This window comes from Sphaerisporangium rufum (assembly GCF_016863395.1).
Classification (GTDB): Bacteria; Actinomycetota; Actinomycetes; order Streptosporangiales; family Streptosporangiaceae; genus Sphaerisporangium; species Sphaerisporangium rufum.
Map to the genome: position 1 here is coordinate 87,889 of NZ_BOOU01000073.1, position 18,827 is coordinate 106,715.

Below are 18,827 nucleotides of genomic sequence, written 5' to 3' on the forward strand. Positions count from 1 at the left end.
GCCGTACCGACTCACCTTCGAAAAGGACATACCACCTGTGACCGAAGTCAACATCCCGTCGGGCACGCCGGCTGACCGCATCGAGCTCGTCGACATCCAGTCCGAGATGCAGCGCAGCTACATGGACTACGCGATGTCGGTCATCGTGTCCCGCGCGCTGCCCGACGTGCGGGACGGCCTCAAGCCGGTGCACCGCCGCGTGCTGTACGCCATGTACGACGGCGGCTACCGGCCGGACCGCGGATATTTCAAGTGCTCCCGCGTCGTCGGCGACGTGATGGGCTCCTACCACCCGCACGGCGACGGCGCGATCTACGACGCGCTGGTGCGGCTGGCGCAGACGTGGTCGCTGCGCTATCCCCTGGTCGACGGCCAGGGCAACTTCGGCTCCCCCGGCAACGACCCGGCGGCCGCCATGCGGTACACCGAGTGCCGGCTCGCGCCGATAGCCATGGAGATGCTCCGGGACATCGACAAGGAGACCGTCGACTTCCGGCCCAACTACGACGGCCGCTCGCAGGAGCCGGCCGTCCTGCCGTCCCGCTTCCCGAACCTGCTGGTCAACGGCTCGGCCGGCATCGCGGTCGGCATGGCCACCAACATCCCGCCGCACAACCTCCGCGAGGTGGCCTCGGGCGTCCGCTGGGCGCTGGAGAACCCGGACCTCACCGACGAGGAGCTGCTGGAGGGTCTGATCACCCGGGTCAAGGGCCCGGACTTCCCGACCGGCGCGCTGATCGTCGGCCGGCGCGGCATCGACGACGCCTACCGCACCGGGCGCGGCTCGATCACCATGCGGGCCATCGTCGAGGTCGAGGAGGACGCCAAGGGGCGGCAGAACCTGGTGGTCACCGCCCTGCCGTACCAGGTAAACCCGGACAATCTCGCGCTGACCATCGCCGAGCTGGTCAAGGACGGCAAGGTCACCGGTATCGCCGACGTGCGAGACGAGACCTCCTCGCGCACCGGTCAGCGCCTGGTGATCGTGCTCAAGCGCGACGCGGTCGCCAAGGTCGTGCTGAACAACCTGTACAAGCACACCCAGCTGCAGACCACCTTCGGCGCCAACATGCTCGCCCTGGTCGACGGCGTGCCGCGCACGCTGCGGCTGGACCAGTTCATCAGGCACTACATCGCCCACCAGATCGAGGTCGTGGTCCGCCGGACCCGTTACCTGCTGCGCAAGGCCGAGGAGCGGGCCCACATCCTGAGCGGGCTGCTCAAGGCGCTGGACCGGCTGGACGACGTCATCGCGCTGATCCGGCGGTCGCCCTCGGCCTCCCAGGCGGTCGGCGGCCTGATGGAGCTGCTGGAGATCGACGAGATCCAGGCCCAGGCCATCCTGGACATGCAGTTGCGCAAGCTGGCCGCCCTGGAGCGCCAGCAGATCATCGACGAGTACGAAGCGCTGATGACGCAGATCGCCGACTACCAGGAGATCCTGGCCTCCGAGCCGCGCCAGCGGCAGATCGTCTCCGACGAGCTGTCCGACATCACCACCAAGTTCGGCGACGACCGCCGGACCGAGATCATCGCCTACGACGGCGACATGTCCATCGAGGACCTGATCGCCGAAGAGGACATGGTCGTCACGATCACCCGGGGCGGCTACGCCAAGCGCACCAGGACCGACCTCTACCGGGCGCAGAAGCGCGGCGGCAAGGGGGTGCGCGGCGCCCAGCTGCGCCAGGACGACATCGTCGAGCACTTCTTCGTGACCACGACGCACCACTGGCTGCTCTTCTTCACCAACAAGGGCCGGGTCTACCGCATCAAGGCGTACGAGCTGCCCGACGCCGGGCGCGACGCCCGGGGACAGCATCTGGCGAACCTTCTGGCGATGCAGCCCGACGAACATGTCATGGAGATTCTCGATCTGCGTGACTATCAGGTCTCGCCCTATCTGGTGCTGGCCACCCGCAGCGGTCTGGTGAAGAAGACCAGGCTCGGCGAGTACGACTCGCCGCGGTCGGGCGGGCTCATCGCCATCAACCTCCGCGAGGACGACGAGGTGATCGCCGCGCGGCTGGTCTCCGAGGACGACGACCTGCTGCTGGTCTCCCGCGGCGCCAAGTCCATCCGGTTCACCGCCTCGGACGACACGCTGCGCCCGATGGGCCGCGCCACCAGCGGTGTCATCGGCATGCGCTTCCTGGACGGCGACGAGCTGCTGTCCATGAACGTCATCGGGGACGGCGCGGACGTGTTGGTCGCCACCGAGGGCGGGTACGCAAAGCGGACACCGGCCGACCAGTACCCGCTGCAGGGCCGGGGCGGGCAGGGCGTGCTGACTGCGAAGATTGTCAGTGCCCGTGGCAAGCTGGTGGGAGCAGTCATGGTGAGTCCCGAAGACGAGGTGTTCGCGATCACTTCGGCGGGCGGGGTCATCCGGACCAGTGCGGGCGAGATCAAGCAGTCCGGCCGCCAGACCATGGGAGTACGCTTGATGAATCTCTCCGAGGGAGACAGCGTCGTTGCCCTCGCCCGCAACGCCGAATCGCTGGACACCGAAGAGAACCTTGGAGATGAGGAATGAGCCCTCAGGCCGGCTCCGGCGGTGCCGGCGGCTCGGGCGGAGCCGGCAAGACCGGCACCCCGGCGAACCGCAAGCGCAACACGCCAAAGGCAGCCCGTCCCGCCTCCTCGGTGAACTCTTCCACGCGCAACCAGGTGACGGAGAACGTGAACACCACGGACGGCAAGGGTAAAGGCCCTGCCCCGGCGGACCGCAATGATGACAGTGTTGTCGTCGTGTCCAGCGAAGACGCCGGCGTGACGCCGGAGGACGAGGGCAAGGGGGCCGACCCCACGCTGCGCATCCGGTCGTCCGCCGCTCCCGAGAAGTCGTGGTCACCGGCCGCCGACGGGCCGGGTGGCGGTCCGACACGGCCCGCCCAGCAGCCGCCGGCCAAGCCGGCCGATTCCGACTCCGCCGCCGCGAGCCCGGCCACCGGTGCGGCCGCCCGGCGTCCCGCGCCCGGCGCCGCCGCCCGGCCCGGCCAGGCGCCCGCCAAACCGGCTTCGGCCGGCAAACCGGGTCCGGCCGGCGCTCCGTCGCGTCCCGCGCCGGGGCCCGCCACCGGGCCGGCGCCCGGTGCGCGCCCGCAGCCGCCCGCCGGCCCCGGTGCCCGGCCGGGCCAGGCCGCGCCGTCCGGCCCGGGTGGCCGTCCCGGGCAGTCTCCGGTGGGGCCGGCTCCGGGTGCCCGCCCGGGCGGCCCTGGCGCCAAGCAGCCCGCGCCGCCCGCCGCCCGGCCGAAGCCGGGCACCGGCTCGGCGCAGCCGGGCGGCCTCGGCGCGGTCTCCTCGCTGGCCACGCCCGACCCGGCGCCCCGTCCCGAACAGCGGCAGAAGGCCACCGCGAAGGCGCCGCGCAAGGCCCATCTGGTGCTGCGGCGCATCGAGCCCTGGTCGGCGATGAAGTTCAGCTTCGTCGTCTCGCTGGTCTGTTTCGTGGTGCTGTTCGTGGCCGTCGCGGTGCTCTACGGCGTACTGTCGGCGCTCGGCGTCTTCGACTCGATCGTGAACACCGTCACGCAGCTCACCGTGCCGGACGGCAAGAGCACCAACGGCCTGGACATCCGGTCGTGGTTCGAGCCGGCCCGCATCCTGGGCTTCACCGCGCTCATCGGCGCGGTGAACGTCGTGCTGATCACCGCGCTGGCCACCCTCGGCACCGTGATCTACAACGTCGCCGCCGACCTGGTGGGCGGCGTCGAGGTGACGTTCAGCGAGGCCGAGTAGCCGGGCCGCCGCCGTCGATGGCCACCGGCCTTCGACGGCGGCCCGGTGCCGGATCGGCGGGACGAAGTGCCCGCCGGCTGGCGCGGACACCGCCAGAGCACGGTAAGCTTTCCGTTGTCAGAGCGACGATTCGCTTCCCTTCATGGGAGGCGCTAGTCTTCTCTGCACCGCCTAGCGGGGCTATAGCTCAGACGGTTAGAGCGCTTCCCTGATAAGGAAGAGGTCCCAGGTTCAAGTCCTGGTAGCCCCACCCGCTTGACCAGCAAAGGCCGCTTTCCGATCTCCGGAAGGCGGCCGTTTCGCTTTCTGAGTGTCCAGCTGAGTGACTATCGTTCCCGATCACGTCTCGAAGATGTGATCCACGACGACCGCTCCCCTCGGAGCACCGGCCGAAGCTTCGCTTCCCTGGTGAAGAGGCATCGCCTTGGCTCGGAACGACCGGCGGGCTTTCATGGGGCGAGGATGAATGACATGCTCATCTGGGTGATCGTCATGGGCGTCGTCTGCCTGGGCGCGATCATCATGGAAATCCTGTCGGCCGCGGAAACGTAGGCCCGGCGGGCATAGGTCCGCGGGTTCTCCGCGCACCCCGAGTGGGAGAAGTCTCACGAAAGCCCGGCCGTCCCGCTGGTCGGCCGTCAACCCGCGGTATCGGGAGAACCGGTGGCGGAGGTGATGGCGCTCTGGCCGGGGCCCCGTGGCGGTGTGGGGGGCGAGGGCCGCAGCGAGGGGAGGCCGGCGGCCAGCCAGGCCTGGAAGCCGCCGATCACGTCCGTCGCGTCGGCCAGCCCGATCCGCCGCAGCGCGGCGGCGGCCAGGCTGGAGGAGTAGCCCTCGTCGCACAGGACGATCCAGTGGACGTCCGTGGACGTCGCCTCCGGGATCCGCGCCGCGCACCGCGGATCGAGCCGCCATTCCAGGTGGTTGCGTTCGACCACGATGGCACCGGGGACCTCGCCGTCGCGGCGACGCTGGAACTCCGGCCGGGTGTCCACCAGGTACGATCCCGAGGTCACCGCGGCCCACGCCTGCCGGGGCGTGAGCCGGTGCAGGCCCATCCGGGCCGCTCTCAGGTATTCGTCGATGCCCACAGAACCTCCGGGGAAGATGGCGGAGACGGACGGGAGCCGAACCCGCCGCGCCGAGGTCCTCGGCACCACCGGTTTCGAGCGGCCGAAAGGGCCGCCAGGTACCTGCACGTCTCCCGGAACCTACCAACCCGCCGATCTTCTTTCATCTGGCCGCCGGTGCCCTCCATGGCCGTCACGCCGGGACCGGTCGCTGCGACCCACATCTGCGACCCATATCGTGCGGTACCGGCGGAACCGGCGAGTTACATTGGGGGTATGGCCGCTCTTGATCGGTACGACAGCGTCGATCTGTCGCGTCCGCCGGTGCGGCGGCCGTCCCGGTCCCATCCGGTGATCGAGGTGGTGGACGCGGTCATCTCATGGCCGTTCACGGTCGGGATGGGTTTGCTGCTGGCGGCGTGGAAGGTCTGGCAGACGCGGGTGCCGCGCCTGATCAAAATCCTCACGGTGATCGTCCTGGTCCCGCCCGGCGTTCTGCTGATACTGGTAGAACTCGCTCAACAGTTCTGCCCGGCTGCCGCGAGCCGTTCCACCCCGGCGGTGGGCGAGATGGCCGGCCCGGGCGGTCCGGCCAGGTCCAGGGCCAGGCCGGCGACCGGCGGTCGCCGGCCGGCTCCCGATCGCAGTGGATGTTCACTTCCGCCGGTGGAGCGGCCGGACCGGAGGTGGTGGAAATACGGCCTGCGGACCGGCCACGGCGGGCGGGGCGCGGCTAGGCGGTCGGCGGAGCGACGACCAGCTCGGTCTCCGGGTCGTGGTCGATCAGCGAATAGCCGGCGACGATCATGGTGGCTCGGGCCCAGGGCTGTTCTCGCAACAGGAAGGGCAACTCCTCCTGCAGCCAGCTCGCCACGTGCGCCAGCTGCTCCGGGGAGTCGCCGTCCCGGGCGACCAGGAGGCGTTCCTGCTCGTCGAGGTCGCCCTGGATCCACACCGAGGCGTCCAACCATGGAGCGAGCTCTCGGCGGATGATGCCGGTGCCCTCGACCCAGACGTAGTCGGCACCGGCCGGGACGGTGATCGACCCGGGCCGGCCATGGGTGGTCCAAGCCTCCGGCCGGAAATCCACCGCCTCCCCCCGGTGCAGGGGGCGCAGGATGTTCTCGAGGAGTAGGGTGCCCCAGTCGAAGTAGGCGTGGTTCCAGGCGATGTCGTCGGTGTGCACGATGGCGGAGCCGGGCACCACCTCGCGCAGCCGCTCGGCCAGGGTCGTCTTACCGGCCCCGCCCCGGCCGTCGATCGCGATCACTCGGGGCCGCCCGATGACGTCGGGGGCCGCGTCGCGAAGTCGCCGGACGGCGTCGAGCAGGGATACGACCTGCCGGCCCACGGCCTCGGGCTCACCTTGATGTAGACGCATTGACGACCTGTCTCCGAGAGGTGCGGACACCGGGTCGGCGGGTCCCGACGAGCCGCCGGTCATCCGACCCTATCCGAGCTGATCGGTGAACCTGACGGCGATCGGCCGGTGGTTGCGGACGGCCCGTTCCCGGCCGGCCGCCGTGCCGCGGGAAGGCGGGAAGGCGCCGTTGTTCGGTTCCGCTCGACAATGAGGGGATCCGTGGTCAGCCGGGGGTGGGCCGGCATGCTCCCGGTGCCGCCCCCGCCCGGGCGGAGGAATCAGAAGTCGCGGTTATCGGCCACCACGGAGCTGCCGGTGATGCGGACACTGTCGCCGTCGGCCGCGCTCGGGCCGGCGGAGACGGTGATGACCGCGACGGCGGCCGCGCCCGTTGCGAGCAGGGTTGCGATAAGGCGTCGCACGATGAACTCTCCTTCGACCGGAAGAACTGCATCGACAATGCTGGTCGCCGGCTCTTGTTTCCGGCAAGCCGAAAAACGCAATGCTGCGCGTGCTTCGCGACACGATCCGTGGGATCCACGGCACCGGCCGGCGGCCACGGTGACCAGGCCGTTGCGACCGCCCTTCCCGGGCATGGCATGACGAAGGCCGGCCCGGACGGGCCGGCCTCGGTCGGGCGGTCAGGCCCAGAGGTACCAGCGGTTGCTGGCGTAGTCCAGGTCGCAGTGGTAGTAGGTCCACCAGCCCCACTGGATGCCCAGGTTGCCGCCGTTGTAGCAGTCCGACTGGAGGTAGTAGACGTACCGGATGCTCTCCGCGTGCGCGGGGGCGGCGGTCGTGGACAGCAGCACGCCGGTGCCGATTGCGGCGGAGAGCAACAGGGCCCGTAACTTGCGCATCCGATTCCTCCAGAGGTCGAACTTGGCACGCCGCTGCTGGGCACCCGCGGTCCGGGCGGGCGGCACTCGCACTATCGCACCGACGTATCGCGGCGGCCAGGTCCGTCCCACCCGCCCGGGACACCGGGCGGGTGTGACCACGGGGGACTGATGGAACGGTTCGGCGGACGGCTGAAAGGTTCACCGTACGGGTGACCCGGTGGCCGGAAACGCCGCTCCACCAGGGGATCGGCGCGGTCAGGCCTGGCGGCCGGTGAAGGCGAGGAAGGCGGCCTGCGCGTCGGCGCCGGGCGGCGGGTCGAGCCGGGGGAGGAAGGCGCCGGTGGCCTGCAGGTCGTCGTAGTGGGCCAGCAGTGCCTCGTGGGTCCGGGCGACCGCCTCGGCGTCCAGGGTCTGGTCGCCACCGACCGCGCGGGCCAGGTCCCAGGTGTGCACGAGCAGCTCCAGCGCGCCGACCACGTCCACCGCCCGCTCCAGCGGGACCAGGCCGATGGGCGCCGGGAAAGGGCGGGCGGCCAGGTCGCGGTCGGCGAGCACGGCCAGCAGGTTCGCCCGGCACTCGGCGAACGCGGCGGCCAGGTCGGCGTCCGGATGCACCTCGGGGGCGTCGCCCATACCGGAAAGACCGACGCCGTGCCCCGGCTGTGGACGGGTGCCACGCGCCATCGCGACGATCCCGCGGTGCCCGTTGACCACGTGCGCCACCACGTCGCGGGCGGTCCATCCCTCGCACGGGCTCGGGCGGTCCCACCGGTCGGCCGGGGTCGCCTCGATCCGGGCCAGGAAGTCGCCGGACAACCGGGTGTATCGGTCTGCGATATCGGACATGGCACTGCCTTTCATGGGGTCGGGGGTGCCCGCGAGGACGCGGGTCAGGGCGGGCAGCAGCCGGGTACGCCAGCCGCCGTCCATGATCTGGCGCACCCGGGCGTGCAGCGGGTGGCCGGGGTCGGCGCCCTCCTGCATCAGGAACAGCCGGGTGCCGCGGCCCTCCGGCCGCAGGGTCCAGGTGATCGTCCAGGCCATTCCATCGCCGGCCGGGCCGGCGTCCGACCAGCGGACGCGCAGCATCTCCGGCACGGTGAAGGCCAGCACCTCGGCCTCGACCACCCCGGAGAAGCCGGCACCCGGCATGGCGGGGACGCGCATGGTGTACCGGTGGCCGATCTCCAGCCGGAAGTCGCCGGGCATCAGCCAGCGGGCCAGCAGGTCCGGCTCGGTCAGCGCCCGCCACACCTTGGCCGGCGGGTGCGGCAGGAATTGGTCGGCGTGGATCGCGTCCGGGTCACCGGTCACGGCAGGCCGTCCGCGTCCCGGCTTCCGGCGTCTCCGCTTTCAGGGTTCCGGCCTCCGGTGTCCTGGTCTTCGCGGTCCGGGCCGCGGGACGGGTCGTCGGGGAGCTCGTCCAGCAGGTCGCGCAGGCCGGCCAGCCGCTCCCGCCAGAAGTGCTCGAACGGGCCGAGCCAGTCGCGTACCTGCGCCAGCGGGAGCGGCTCCAGCCGGTAGAGCCGTTCGCGGCCGGCCCGGCGCTCGCTGACCAGGCCGGCGTCGCGCAGCACCTTGAGGTGCTCCGACAGGCTGGGCCGGGCCATGTCGAACCGGCCGGCCAGTCGCCGCACCGGCTGGGGGCCGTCCTCGCGGAGCAGGCGGAGCACCTCGCGGCGCACCGGGCTGGCCAGCGCCGCGAAGACCTGGTCCACCGTTCCGGCCGGCCGGTCCCCGGTCGTCGTCATGCCCGGAAGTATAGGTAGGAGATTCCCTACCTATCAACCAGGGCGTCGCGAGGAGCGGGGCCCGGCGGGACGTCCACCGGGCCCCGCCTGCGGGGGAGGTCAGATCTTTCCGACACCTGCCCCGGCGGTGACCAGGGATTTCACCGAGTTCGGGTCATCGAGGACGTAGCTGTAGTAGCTGCCAGGCTCCTGCACGGTGCCGCTGCAGTCGGGCTGTCCGGACTCGTTGACGAAGACGTTGTTCCGCGCGACGCACCGGCCCGCCGGTCCGGCGTAAGAGTTGGTGACCGGCTCCTCCGCCCGGTCGAAGTAGTTGCCCTCGACCACGCAGCCGGCGTTGGCCTGGCAGGCCACCCCCACGTCGGTGTTGTAGTAGTAGTAGTTGTTGAACACGTGCACCGGCTCGCCGAACCGCACCCGCGGGTTGCGCTGCGGGGTCGCGTTGAACCAGTTGTGGTGGTAGGTCACCTTGAGCCGGCCGATGTCCTGCGCGCCGTTCCCGTCGTCGTGACCGAGCAGCATGTTCTTGGTGTGGTTGTGCAGGTGGTTCCACGACACCGTGACGTAGGACGAGCCGCGCTTGATGTCGATCAGGCCGTCGTACCCACTGGCCAGGTCGTTGTGGTCGATCCAGATGTGGTGCGAGAACATCTGCACGTTGACGGAGTCGTCGCTGGCGTTCCGGAACGACAGGTTCCGGATGATGACGTTGTTCACCGCGTTCGCCGGTGGCGTGGTGACCGCGTCGTCGATCGGCAGGCCGATGTTGAGGCCGCCGCCGGAGATGCCCGCGCCGGCCCCGACTCCGACGATGGTCTTGTCGGAGGCGACGTTGTACATGCCGGCCGGGACGGTGATCATGCCACGGACGCAGATGTTCAGCGGTCCGCTCTGCCCGATCGCGGCGATCAGCTCGCTCGCCGTGTCCACCTCGACGGTGGGCCCGCCGGCGCCGCCGGTGGTGCCGGACCGCCCCCAGGCGTTGACCGAGGCGAAGCCGATCGGCGAGCCCGAGGTGGCGCAGGTGCCGGGCGGGACGCTCACCGTCGGGGTCGGCGTCGGCGAGCCGGTAGGACCGCCGACATCGGTTACCAGCACGTCGTCGAACGAGGCGGCGGCGTAGTGGCCGGCCAGGCCGGCCCGGCCGGAGGAGAAGGTCGGGTCGGTGGCCGTGACGACCTGGACGCCGTCCACGAAGCCGCGGAGCGTGGTGCCGAACACCTCCAGCCGCAGCGTGTACCAGGTGCCGGTCGCCACGCTCGCGCCGGCCGAGGCCAGCGTGGTCAGGCCGCCGCCGTTCCGCACGCCGAGGACCACCGAGCCGGCGTTGCTCAGCCCCAGGTAGTAGTAGGCGCTGGTGCTCTGCGCCCGGGCCAGCACCGCGACGTTGCGGCCGGTGCCGTTGAACGAGATCGGCTTGACCCGGGCCTGCACGGCCTGGTCGGTCCAGCCCGCCCCGACGATGGCCCGGGCGTCCGCGCTGGTGCCGCTCTGGCGCAGCGCCCGCGATCCGTCGGTGACCACCGACCAGCTACCGCCGGATCGTGACCAGCCCGCGGTGTCGCCGCCTTCGAAGTCGTCGCCGAACAGCGTGGCGGCCGACGCGCCTGGTATGGCGGTGAGCAGTCCGATGAGCAGGGCGCCGATCGCTGTGACGAGTGCGGCGAGTGCCGGTCGAGCGCCGCGCTCCGTTCCTGTCCGCACGGGGAACCTCCAGTTCCGTCATTCCCGGCCGGCCCGTGCCGTGGGCCGGCCGGGACGTGGCGCGGCGGGAGGCCGCGGCCACGTGCTGGCGTGACGTACCGCACCCGGGACCTCCCGCCGGGACGCGCACCCGCGGGCCCGCCGCCGCCACCTGGCCGGTGGCGCGGGCCGGGCCCGGCGTGCCGGAAGCGGCGCGCCAGACGGGTCGTCCATGCGGGCGCTCCGGATGGTGGAAGGAAGCGCTGTCCGACTCCTCGGTTTTTGTATGTGCGACGGCACCGGTGGTCAAGCGTCGCCGCGGCGATGCTCAGCGCGGCGCGATTGGTCTATACCGCGGAACGCTGTTCTATCACATGAAACGCTTCCTGGAGGTATGCCGAAGAAATGAACGTTTCACATGAAACATCGTGCTCACTCGGTGATGGCATCCCGGTCGAGGAAGGCCAGCCGGGCCCGCTTCTCGGCCAGATGTATCTCCGGGCCGAGAGTGAACCCGGTCCGGAGCAAGCGGTCGATCACCTTGGCGTTCTGGGCGTCCGGCTCGGCGACGATCCGCCGGGTGGCCGGGTCGGCCAGGACGAACCGGAGGAACGCCCCCAGCAGGTGGCCGGTGAAACCCGGCTCCGGTCCGTCCTCGGGTGGGCCGATCATCAGATGCACGCCCATGTCCCCCGGCTGGACGTCGTAGCACTCGCCGACCGGGTCGGCGTCCGGCCGGTAGGTCTGGAACAGGGCCACCGGCCGGCCGTCCCGGCGGACCAGGTAGGCGTGATGGGTGGGCAGCGCGTCCAGGTGGGTGTAGATCTCCGCCACCTGTTCCTGGTCCAGGCCGAGCATGCCCCAGAACCGGGCACGCTCCTGGTTCACCCAGCGGTGGACGACCTCGATGTCCTCCGGGACCCGCAGCGGGTCGATCCGGACGGTGCCGAAGCCGTCGATCACCTGGACATGGGGGAATTCAGCCGTCATCTCGCTCCTCGGTCAGCAGGCGCCGGTCACAGGTCACCGGAATCAACTCGCCGCGCAGCCAGTGCGGCAGCTGGTCGTACCGGTGCGGGTCGCCGGGCACGCCGGAGGCGCCGAGCGGGACCACCCACCGGCTGCCGTCGCGCCGGGCGAGGTCCCACACGTAACGCGCCGCCGGGCCCCGGGCACAGCGATCGGTGACCCCGGGCACGCTGGAGGTGGCCAGCACGCAGTCATGGTCACCGGACAGGCCCGGCCCTTCGCCGGTCGCCGCGCCGGGCAGCGCCGACCACGGCGCCAGCCGGTGCGTCCGTCCCCACGGCTCGGTTCCGGTGTCGGCCGCCTCCGCGACGGCCGCCCGTACCAGCCCGGGCAGGTCGGCCCGGTGCCCGGGCGGCCCGGTGGCCAGCAGGCCGGGCAGCGCGAAGCCCACCCGAGAGACCAGGTCCAGCCACGGTGCGAAGACCTCCGGATGGCCCGACGGCGCGGCGAGGGGCGCGAGCGCCGGATGCGCGGCGAGCCGGCGGACCAGCGCGGATCGCACGGCCGCGTACGCCCCGGCGCCGGCGCTGCCCGCGTCCATCCGGCGGTCCCAGCCCACGATCAGGTCGCGCAGCCGGCCGGCCGGTGCCGCGGCCGCCACCAGCGCCACCAGCGGCTCGGCCGACCCCAGATGGGTGTCGGTGTGCACGGCGGCCATCGCCCCCGCGGACCAGGCCGGCGCGGCCGCCAGCAGCTCGCGGATGCGGCGGGCCCGGTGCGGCGGCGCGAAGTCGACGCCGAGCGGCGCGGCGAGCCCGCGCTCGTTGGCCATCACCGCCACGCCGTCCACCGGCGCCCGGGGCATCGGCGCGTGCCGCCCGCGCCACTCGTGGCCGGGCTCCCAGGCGGGCACCACCCACCGGGAGTTGTCCGGATGGCGGACCGGTACCACGCCCGCGACCCGGTGCAGCAGCCCGCCCGCGGTGTCGGCCGCCAGCACCACGTTGACCGGCTCGACCCAGCCGGCCAGCGCCCGGTCCACGTCGGCGACCGACCGCGCGCGCAGCAGCGCGGGCAGCGCGGCGAAGCCCAGCTCGCGGTAGACCCGCGGCGGGTACCGCAGGCTGACGGCGGCGCCCTCGCCGTCCGGCCCGCCGCTCACCACCGGGCCACGCCCGGTCTCGATGACCTCGACCGGCACCGGGTCGCCGCCGGCCACCTCGACGACCTCGACGGACACCGCGACCGGACGCCAGCCGTCCGGGCCGAGCGCCTGCACGCCGGCGCCGCGGCGCCGCAGCCGCTCGTGGTAGAGGTCTTGATAGTCGGCCATGGCATTGGTGATCGCCCAGGCGACCGGGCCGGCGTGCCCGAAGTGCGGGATGCCGGGGACGCCGGGAACGGCCAGCCCGATCACGTCGTACCGCGGGCAGGTCAGGCGGATCTGCTGGTAGACGCCGGGGTCCTCGATGAACCGGTGCGGGTCGCCGGCGAGCAGGGCGGCGCCGGTGGCGGTGCGCGCGCCGGACACCAGCCAGCCGTTGCTGCCGGCCGGGCCGGGGCCTTCGGTGGCGAACAGCTCGGCCGCGCCGGGGCCGAGCCGCCGTGCGACGGTGTCCCGCCAGAGCTTGCCGGGGAATCCGGCGAACAGGATGTGGTGTGCCAGCCAGACGGCGAGCGGCGTACACGGCGCCCAGCGGCCGGGTGCCAGCCCGGTCGCGGCGAACTCCGGTGCCCGGCGGGCACCGCAGGGCAGCCCGGCGTTGACCCCGTCGACGTAGGCGCCCACCCAGGACGCGGTGTCCGGGTCCAGCGTCCGGAAGCAGCGGCGGGCGGTGTCGGCCAGCCGGGCGCGGCGGGCGAAGACGTCCCAGGCGGCGGCGGACGGGCCGAGGAAGGCGGCCGAGGTGCCGCCGGCCCGGTGCCGTTCGACCTCGATCTGCCAGGCCCGGTCGCGGGCGGCGTTGCGTCCCTGGGCGAACGCCAACTCGCGGTGATCGCCGGCCCGCAGGTGCGGGATGCCCCAGGGGTCCCGGTAGGTGCGGATCGTCAACCCCACTCCTCGGTGTCGGTCCGGCCCTCTGGACATTTACTTAGGTTAGGTTAACCTAAGTTCCTGCCGAGCGCCGGGCTTTCCGGACGACGCCCGCCCGACGCGACCCCGATGCGACCCCCCGACGAGAGGAAGACGGACGCATGCCGCCTCCCCCGCCCGACCCGCGCCCCGCCGGCCGGCCCGCACCGCGGCACCACCTGCTCAACGAGCACACCGCGGACGCCTACCGGCGGGCCATGGCCGACGGCGTCGTCCGGGTGGCCGCCCGGATCGCCCGCACCGACCGCCCGTGCACCGGGATCACCCCCGCGCCGCTGGCCGCCGAGATCGCCGGCATCGACCTGGACCGGCCGCTGTTCGGCGCCGCGGCCGCGCTGGAGGAGCTGGAAGAGGTCTACCTGCGGGACGCGGTCTACTTCCACCACCCCCGCTACCTGGCCCATCTCAACTGCCCGGTGGCCATCCCCGCGCTGGTCGCCGAGGCGGTGCTCACCGCGGTCAACTCCTCGCTGGACACCTGGGACCAGAGCGCCGGCGGCACGCTCATCGAGCGGCGGCTGATCGGCTGGACCGCCGGCCGGGCCGGCCTCGGCCCGCACGCCGACGGCGTCTTCACCAGCGGCGGCACCCAGTCCAACCTGCAGGCGCTGCTGCTCGCCCGGGAGGAGGCCCGCGACCGGGCCGGAGACGGAGCGCTCCCCCGGCTGCGGGTGCTCGCCTCGGAGGCCGCCCACTTCAGCGTGCGCAAGTCGGCCCGGCTGCTCGGCCTGGCCGCCGACGCCGTCGTCCCGGTGGCGACCGGCCCGGACCGGCGGATGAACCCCGCCGCGCTGGAGCGGGCCCTGGACGGCTGCGCCCGAGCCGGCCTGCCGGTCATGGCGGTGGTCGCCACCGCCGGCACCACCGACTTCGGCTCCATCGACCCGCTGGCCGAGATCGCCGCGCTGCGCGACCGCCACGGCTTCCGGCTGCACGTGGACGCCGCCTACGGCTGCGGGCTGCTGGTGTCGCCCACCCGCCGGCACCTGCTGGCCGGCATCGAGCACGCCGACTCGGTCACCGTGGACTTCCACAAGTCGTTCTTCCAGCCGGTCAGCTCCAGCGCGCTGCTGGTACGCGACGGCGCGGTGCTGCGGCACGCCACCGACCGCGCCGACTACCTCAACCCGGCCCGGATGGCCGAGCGGCTCATCCCCAACCAGGTGGACAAGAGCCTGCAGACCACCCGCCGGTTCGACGCGCTCAAACTCTGGCTGACCCTGCGCGTCATGGGCCCGGACGCCATCGGCGAGCTGTTCGACGCGGTGGTGGACCGCGCGGCCGAGGTCTGGGCGCTGCTGGACGGCGACCCGCGCTTCGAGGTCGTCACCCGCTCGCAGCTCAGCACGCTGGTGTTCCGCTGCCTGCCCGCCGGAGCCGGCCGGCGCGTCACCGACGCGGCGAACCTGCACGCCCGCGAGGCGCTGGCCGCCTCCGGCGCGGGCGTCGTGGCCGGGACCACGGTCGGCGGGCGCGCCCACCTGAAGATCACCTTGCTGAACCCGGAGACCTCGCTGGACGACGTCGCCCACGTCCTGGACCTGCTCGCCGGGCACGCCGAGCGGTACGCACGCGAGCAGGCCCCCCGCGCGGCCGCCTGGGCGAACGCCGGCTGACCGTCCCGTCCCCGACCCCCGTACCGGAGGACCGAATGTCGACGCACGACTTCATCGCGATCGGCCTGGGCCCGTTCAACCTCGGCCTCGCCTGCCTGACCGAACCGATCGACGAGCTCGACGGCCTGTTCCTGGAGCGCCGGCCCGGCTTCGGCTGGCATCCGGGCATGCTGCTCCCCTCGGCCACCCTGCAGACGCCGTTCCTGGCCGACCTGGTCACGCTGGCCGACCCCACCTCCCCGTACTCATTCCTCAACCACCTCAAGGAGACCGGGCGGCTGTACCCCTTCTACATCCGGGAGAACTTCCACGCGCTGCGCGCCGAGTACGACGCCTACTGCCGGTGGGCGGCCGGCCGGCTGCGCGGCGTCCGGTTCGGCCACGAGGTGACCCGGGTGGAGCACGACGCGGCCGCCGGGCGGTACGTCGTGCACGCGGTCCGGGACGACGGGCGGGCCACCGAGCACCGCGCCCGGCACCTGGTGCTCGGCACCGGCACCCCGCCGCACCTGCCGGACGCCTGCCGGGAACTCGGCGGCGACCTCGTGCACAGCTCCGGCTACCTGGGCGCCCGGGACGCGCTGCGCGTCAAGGAGAGCATCACCGTGGTCGGCGGCGGGCAGAGCGCGGCCGAGATCTTCCACGACCTGCTGGCCGGCATCGGCACGCACGGCCCCCGGCTGACCTGGATCACCCGGTCGCCGCGGTTCTTCCCGCTGGAGTACACCAAGCTCACCCTGGAGATGACCTCGCCCGACTATGTGGACCACTTCCACGCGCTGCCCGCCGGCGTCCGCGACCGGCTGGACCGCGAGCAGAAGGGCCTGTACCAGGGCATCGACGCGGAGCTGATCAACCGGATTTACGACCTGCTGTACGAGAAGACCGCCGCCGGGCCGATCCCGGTCCGGCTGATGACCGCCACCGAGCTCACCGGCGCCGCGCACGACGAGCGCCGCGGCGAGTACACGCTGACGCTGCGCCATCTGGACCAGGGCCGGGACTTCACCCTGGCCACCCAGGGCCTGGTGCTGGCCACCGGCCACCGGTACCGCCCGCCGGACTTCCTGGAACCGGTGCGCGACCGGCTGCTCCTGGACGACCAGGGCCGGCCGGCGGTGGCGCGCAACTACAGCGTGGACGTCACCGGCCGCGAGATCTTCCTGCAGAACGGTGCCACGCACGCGCACAGCGTCACCTCGCCCGACCTCGGCATGGGCCCGTACCGCAACTCGTGCATCATCCGGGAGATGCTCGGCCGCGAGCATTACCCGATCGAGAAGGCCATCGCCTTCCAGGAGTTCGGCGCGCCCGAGGGGGCGATCCGGTGACCGGGATCGTCTTCACCCGCACCGACCCGCGGGCCGGCGAGCTGTCGCTGCGGCCGGTGGACCCGGCCGCGGACGCCGGGATGCTGCACGCCTGGGTCACCCATCCGAAGGCCGGGTTCTGGATGATGCGGGACGCCGACGTCGCCCGGGTCGCAGAGGTGTACCGGGCGATCGACGCCGACCCGCACCACGACGCGTTCGTCGGCCTGGCCGATGGCCGGCCCGCCTTCCTCGCCGAGCGCTACGACCCGGCCCGCGTCGAGCTGGCCGGGCTCTACGATGCCCGGGAGGGCGACGTCGGTATGCACTTCCTGTGCGCGCCGGCCGAGGCCCCGGTGCACGGCTTCAGCCGCGCAGTGATCACCACGGTGCTGGAGATGCTGTTCGCCGACCCGGCGGTCCGCCGGGTCGTGGTCGAGCCGGACGTGCGCAACACCGCGGTGCACGCGCTCAACGCCGCGGTCGGGTTCGAGGTCGCCGGGCCGCTGGCCAAGCCGGAGAAGACGGCGCTGCTCTCCTTCTGCACCCGCGAACGGTTCCGGGCCGCGGCCGGGGAGGTGGCCGGGTGAACCCGCGATCCGCCGTCGGCCACCTGACTCCGGACGCCTGGGCCCGCGCCAACCGCGCGCTGGTCCGCAAGGCGCTGGCCGAGTTCGCCCACGAACGCCTGATCACCCCCGAACCGCTCGGCGGCGGCCGGTACGCCGTGCGCGGCGACGGCGGCGCGGTGGAGTATCGCTTCACCGCGACCGTGCTGTCCCTGGACCACTGGCACATCGACGCCGCCGGCATCACCCGGCACCGCGACGGCGTGGACCTGCCGCTGGACGCCGCCGACCTGATCGTCGAACTGCGTGGCGCCCTCGGGCTGAGCGACGAGGTCCTGCCGGTCTACCTTGAGGAGATCTGGTCCACCCTGGCCGGCGCGGCGTTCAAGCTCGCCGGGCCGCCGGTCCCCGCGGCCGAGCTCGCCGGGGCCGGGTTCCAGGACGTCGAGGCCGGGATGACCGAGGGGCATCCGTGCTTCGTCGCCAACAACGGGCGGCTCGGGTACGGCGTTCACGACCACCTCCGGTACGCGCCGGAGGCGGCCCGGCCGGTGCGGCTGATCTGGCTGGCCGCGCACCGCGACCACTGCACCTTCACCTGCTCGCCGGACACCGACTACGACCGGCTGATGCTCGGCGAGCTCGGCGCGGCCACCCTCGACCGGTTCGCCGGGGTGCTGGCCGGCCACGGCCTGGACCCCGCGGACTACCGGCTGCTGCCGGTGCACCCCTGGCAGTGGTGGCACAAGATCTCGGTGACCTTCGCCGCCGAGCTGGCCGAACGCCGGCTGGTCTGCCTCGGCCCCGGCGACGACCGGTACCTGGCCCAGCAGTCGGTCCGCACCTTCTTCAACCGGGACACCCCGGAGCGGCACTACGTCAAGACCGCGCTGTCGGTGCTCAACATGGGCTTCACCCGAGGCCTGTCCGCCGAGTACATGGCGGGCACCCCGGCCATCAACGAGTGGGTGGCCGGCCTGATCGCCGGTGACGAGGTGCTGCGCCGCACCGGCCTGACCATCCTGCGCGAGCGGGCCGCGATCGGCTACCACCACCGGCGGTTCGAGGCGGTCACCGGCCGGTCTTCCCCGTACCGGAAGATGCTCGCGGCGCTGTGGCGGGAGAGTCCGGTGCCGGGCCTGGCCCCCGGCCGGCGGCCGGTCACCATGGCGTCCCTGCTGCACGTGGACCGGGAGGGCCGGTCCTTCGCCGCCGCGCTGATCGAGCGGTCCGGCCTGCCGCCCCGCGCGTGGCTGCGCCGCTACCTCGACGCCTACCTGATCCCGGTGCTGCACTGCCTGCAGGCCTACGACCTGGCGTTCATGCCGCACGGCGAGAACGTCATCCTGGTGCTGCACGGCGACGTGGTGGAGCGGGTGATCTTCAAGGACATCGCCGAGGAGGTCGTGGTGATGGACCCGGACGCCGACCTGCCGCCGGAGGTCCACCGGGTGCGCGCCCACGTCCCCGAGCACGAGCGGCCGCTGGCCGTCTTCACCGACGTCTTCGACTGCTTCCTGCGCTTCCTCAACGCGATCCTCGCCACCGGCGGCGTGCTCGCCGAGGACGACTTCTGGCGGACGGTCGCCGAATGCGTGGCCGGCTACCAGGACGCGGTACCCGAACCGGGCGGGCGGCCGCACCGGTACGACCTGTTCGCCGCCACCTTCCCGCGGTCCTGCCTGAACCGGCTGCAGCTGCGCGACAACCGGCGGATGGTCGACCTCGCCGACCCATCGGCGGCCCTGCAGTTCGCCGGAGAGCTGGCCAATCCCATTGCTGTGTTTCTTGGCGCGCGCTTCGCGCGCGCGGGTTCGG

16 protein-coding genes and 2 tRNA genes are annotated in these 18,827 nt (G+C 72.4%); 7 read left to right on the forward strand and 11 right to left on the reverse strand.

The window, feature by feature from the left end:
* The first annotated feature begins 37 nt into the window (after positions 1-37).
* Positions 38-2,536 carry a DNA gyrase subunit A gene (gyrA, locus tag Sru01_RS27080; RefSeq protein WP_203991216.1) on the forward strand — a complete coding sequence of 833 codons (2,499 nt, stop codon included), beginning with the start codon at positions 38-40 and terminating at the stop codon, positions 2,534-2,536.
* Between the two features lie 4 nt (positions 2,537-2,540).
* On the opposite strand, the gene Sru01_RS27085 is transcribed toward gyrA, so the two are convergent.
* Positions 2,541-2,693: a hypothetical protein gene (locus tag Sru01_RS27085; RefSeq protein ID WP_203991219.1), complete on the reverse strand. Its 153-nt coding sequence runs from the start codon at positions 2,691-2,693 to the stop codon at positions 2,541-2,543.
* A 58-nt stretch (positions 2,694-2,751) separates the two neighbouring features.
* Here Sru01_RS27085 and Sru01_RS36485 point away from each other — a divergent pair, with 58 nt between their 5' ends.
* Complete coding sequence (locus tag Sru01_RS36485) at positions 2,752-3,741, forward strand: DUF3566 domain-containing protein (protein WP_307812087.1); 990 nt, start codon at positions 2,752-2,754, stop codon at positions 3,739-3,741.
* A 176-nt stretch (positions 3,742-3,917) separates the two neighbouring features.
* A tRNA-Ile gene (locus Sru01_RS27095) sits at positions 3,918-3,991 on the forward strand.
* A 388-nt stretch (positions 3,992-4,379) separates the two neighbouring features.
* On the opposite strand, the gene Sru01_RS27100 is transcribed toward Sru01_RS27095, so the two are convergent.
* From Sru01_RS27100 to Sru01_RS27145, 10 genes are all read right to left on the reverse strand, one after another.
* Complete coding sequence (locus tag Sru01_RS27100) at positions 4,380-4,832, reverse strand: rhodanese-like domain-containing protein (RefSeq protein ID WP_239137770.1); 453 nt, start codon at positions 4,830-4,832, stop codon at positions 4,380-4,382.
* A 17-nt stretch (positions 4,833-4,849) separates the two neighbouring features.
* Positions 4,850-4,946, reverse strand: a tRNA-OTHER gene (locus Sru01_RS27105).
* A 598-nt stretch (positions 4,947-5,544) separates the two neighbouring features.
* Positions 5,545-6,162: a uridine kinase family protein gene (locus Sru01_RS27110; protein WP_203991222.1), complete on the reverse strand. Its 618-nt coding sequence runs from the start codon at positions 6,160-6,162 to the stop codon at positions 5,545-5,547.
* Between the two features lie 290 nt (positions 6,163-6,452).
* Entirely contained in the window at positions 6,453-6,596 is a 144-nt protein-coding gene (locus tag Sru01_RS27115) for a hypothetical protein (RefSeq protein ID WP_203991225.1), read from the reverse strand.
* 219 nt (positions 6,597-6,815) lie between these two features.
* Positions 6,816-7,034 carry a hypothetical protein gene (locus Sru01_RS27120; RefSeq protein ID WP_203991228.1) on the reverse strand — a complete coding sequence of 73 codons (219 nt, stop codon included), beginning with the start codon at positions 7,032-7,034 and terminating at the stop codon, positions 6,816-6,818.
* A 237-nt stretch (positions 7,035-7,271) separates the two neighbouring features.
* The gene (locus Sru01_RS27125) at positions 7,272-8,330 is read right to left on the reverse strand and encodes a TIGR03086 family metal-binding protein (protein ID WP_203991231.1); all 1,059 of its coding nucleotides are present in this window, start codon (positions 8,328-8,330) and stop codon (positions 7,272-7,274) included.
* Complete coding sequence (locus Sru01_RS27130; RefSeq protein ID WP_203991234.1) at positions 8,327-8,767, reverse strand: ArsR/SmtB family transcription factor; 441 nt, start codon at positions 8,765-8,767, stop codon at positions 8,327-8,329. Before Sru01_RS27130 ends, Sru01_RS27125 begins: the two co-directional genes overlap by 4 nt.
* Before the next feature lie 99 nt (positions 8,768-8,866).
* The gene (locus Sru01_RS27135; RefSeq protein WP_203991237.1) at positions 8,867-10,471 is read right to left on the reverse strand and encodes a pectate lyase family protein; all 1,605 of its coding nucleotides are present in this window, start codon (positions 10,469-10,471) and stop codon (positions 8,867-8,869) included.
* Between the two features lie 411 nt (positions 10,472-10,882).
* Positions 10,883-11,440 (reverse strand): GNAT family N-acetyltransferase, encoded by a 558-nt coding sequence (locus Sru01_RS27140; RefSeq protein WP_203991240.1) that lies wholly within the window; start codon positions 11,438-11,440, stop codon positions 10,883-10,885.
* Complete coding sequence (locus tag Sru01_RS27145; RefSeq protein ID WP_203991243.1) at positions 11,430-13,472, reverse strand: penicillin acylase family protein; 2,043 nt, start codon at positions 13,470-13,472, stop codon at positions 11,430-11,432. Before Sru01_RS27145 ends, Sru01_RS27140 begins: the two co-directional genes overlap by 11 nt.
* Before the next feature lie 143 nt (positions 13,473-13,615).
* Here Sru01_RS27145 and Sru01_RS27150 point away from each other — a divergent pair, with 143 nt between their 5' ends.
* The 4 genes from Sru01_RS27150 to Sru01_RS27165 form a co-directional block, all read left to right on the forward strand.
* Positions 13,616-15,130, forward strand: coding sequence for a pyridoxal phosphate-dependent decarboxylase family protein (locus Sru01_RS27150; RefSeq protein ID WP_203991245.1), 1,515 nt, complete (start codon positions 13,616-13,618; stop codon positions 15,128-15,130).
* Positions 15,131-15,165: 35 nt separating this feature from the next.
* Positions 15,166-16,461, forward strand: a complete 1,296-nt coding sequence (locus tag Sru01_RS27155) for a lysine N(6)-hydroxylase/L-ornithine N(5)-oxygenase family protein (RefSeq protein ID WP_203991247.1) — start codon at positions 15,166-15,168, stop codon at positions 16,459-16,461.
* Entirely contained in the window at positions 16,458-17,030 is a 573-nt protein-coding gene (locus Sru01_RS27160) for a GNAT family N-acetyltransferase (protein ID WP_203991249.1), read from the forward strand. The genes Sru01_RS27155 and Sru01_RS27160 overlap by 4 nt, the downstream gene beginning before the upstream one ends.
* Positions 17,027-18,827, forward strand: a 1,801-nt coding sequence (locus tag Sru01_RS27165; RefSeq protein WP_203991251.1) for an IucA/IucC family protein, incomplete at its 3' end; no start/stop codon positions are given. The genes Sru01_RS27160 and Sru01_RS27165, both read left to right, overlap by 4 nt.

Excerpts from the sequence above, each read along its gene's own strand:
- Sru01_RS27120 (WP_203991228.1), bottom strand. The coding sequence starts at position 7,034 with ATGCGCAAGTTACGGGCCCTGTTGCTCTCCGCCGCAATCGGCACCGGC.
- Sru01_RS27130 (WP_203991234.1), bottom strand. The coding sequence starts at position 8,767 with ATGACGACGACCGGGGACCGGCCGGCCGGAACGGTGGACCAGGTCTTC.
- Sru01_RS27140 (WP_203991240.1), bottom strand. The coding sequence starts at position 11,440 with ATGACGGCTGAATTCCCCCATGTCCAGGTGATCGACGGCTTCGGCACC.
- Sru01_RS27150 (WP_203991245.1), top strand. The coding sequence starts at position 13,616 with ATGCCGCCTCCCCCGCCCGACCCGCGCCCCGCCGGCCGGCCCGCACCG.
- Sru01_RS27155 (WP_203991247.1), top strand. The coding sequence starts at position 15,166 with ATGTCGACGCACGACTTCATCGCGATCGGCCTGGGCCCGTTCAACCTC.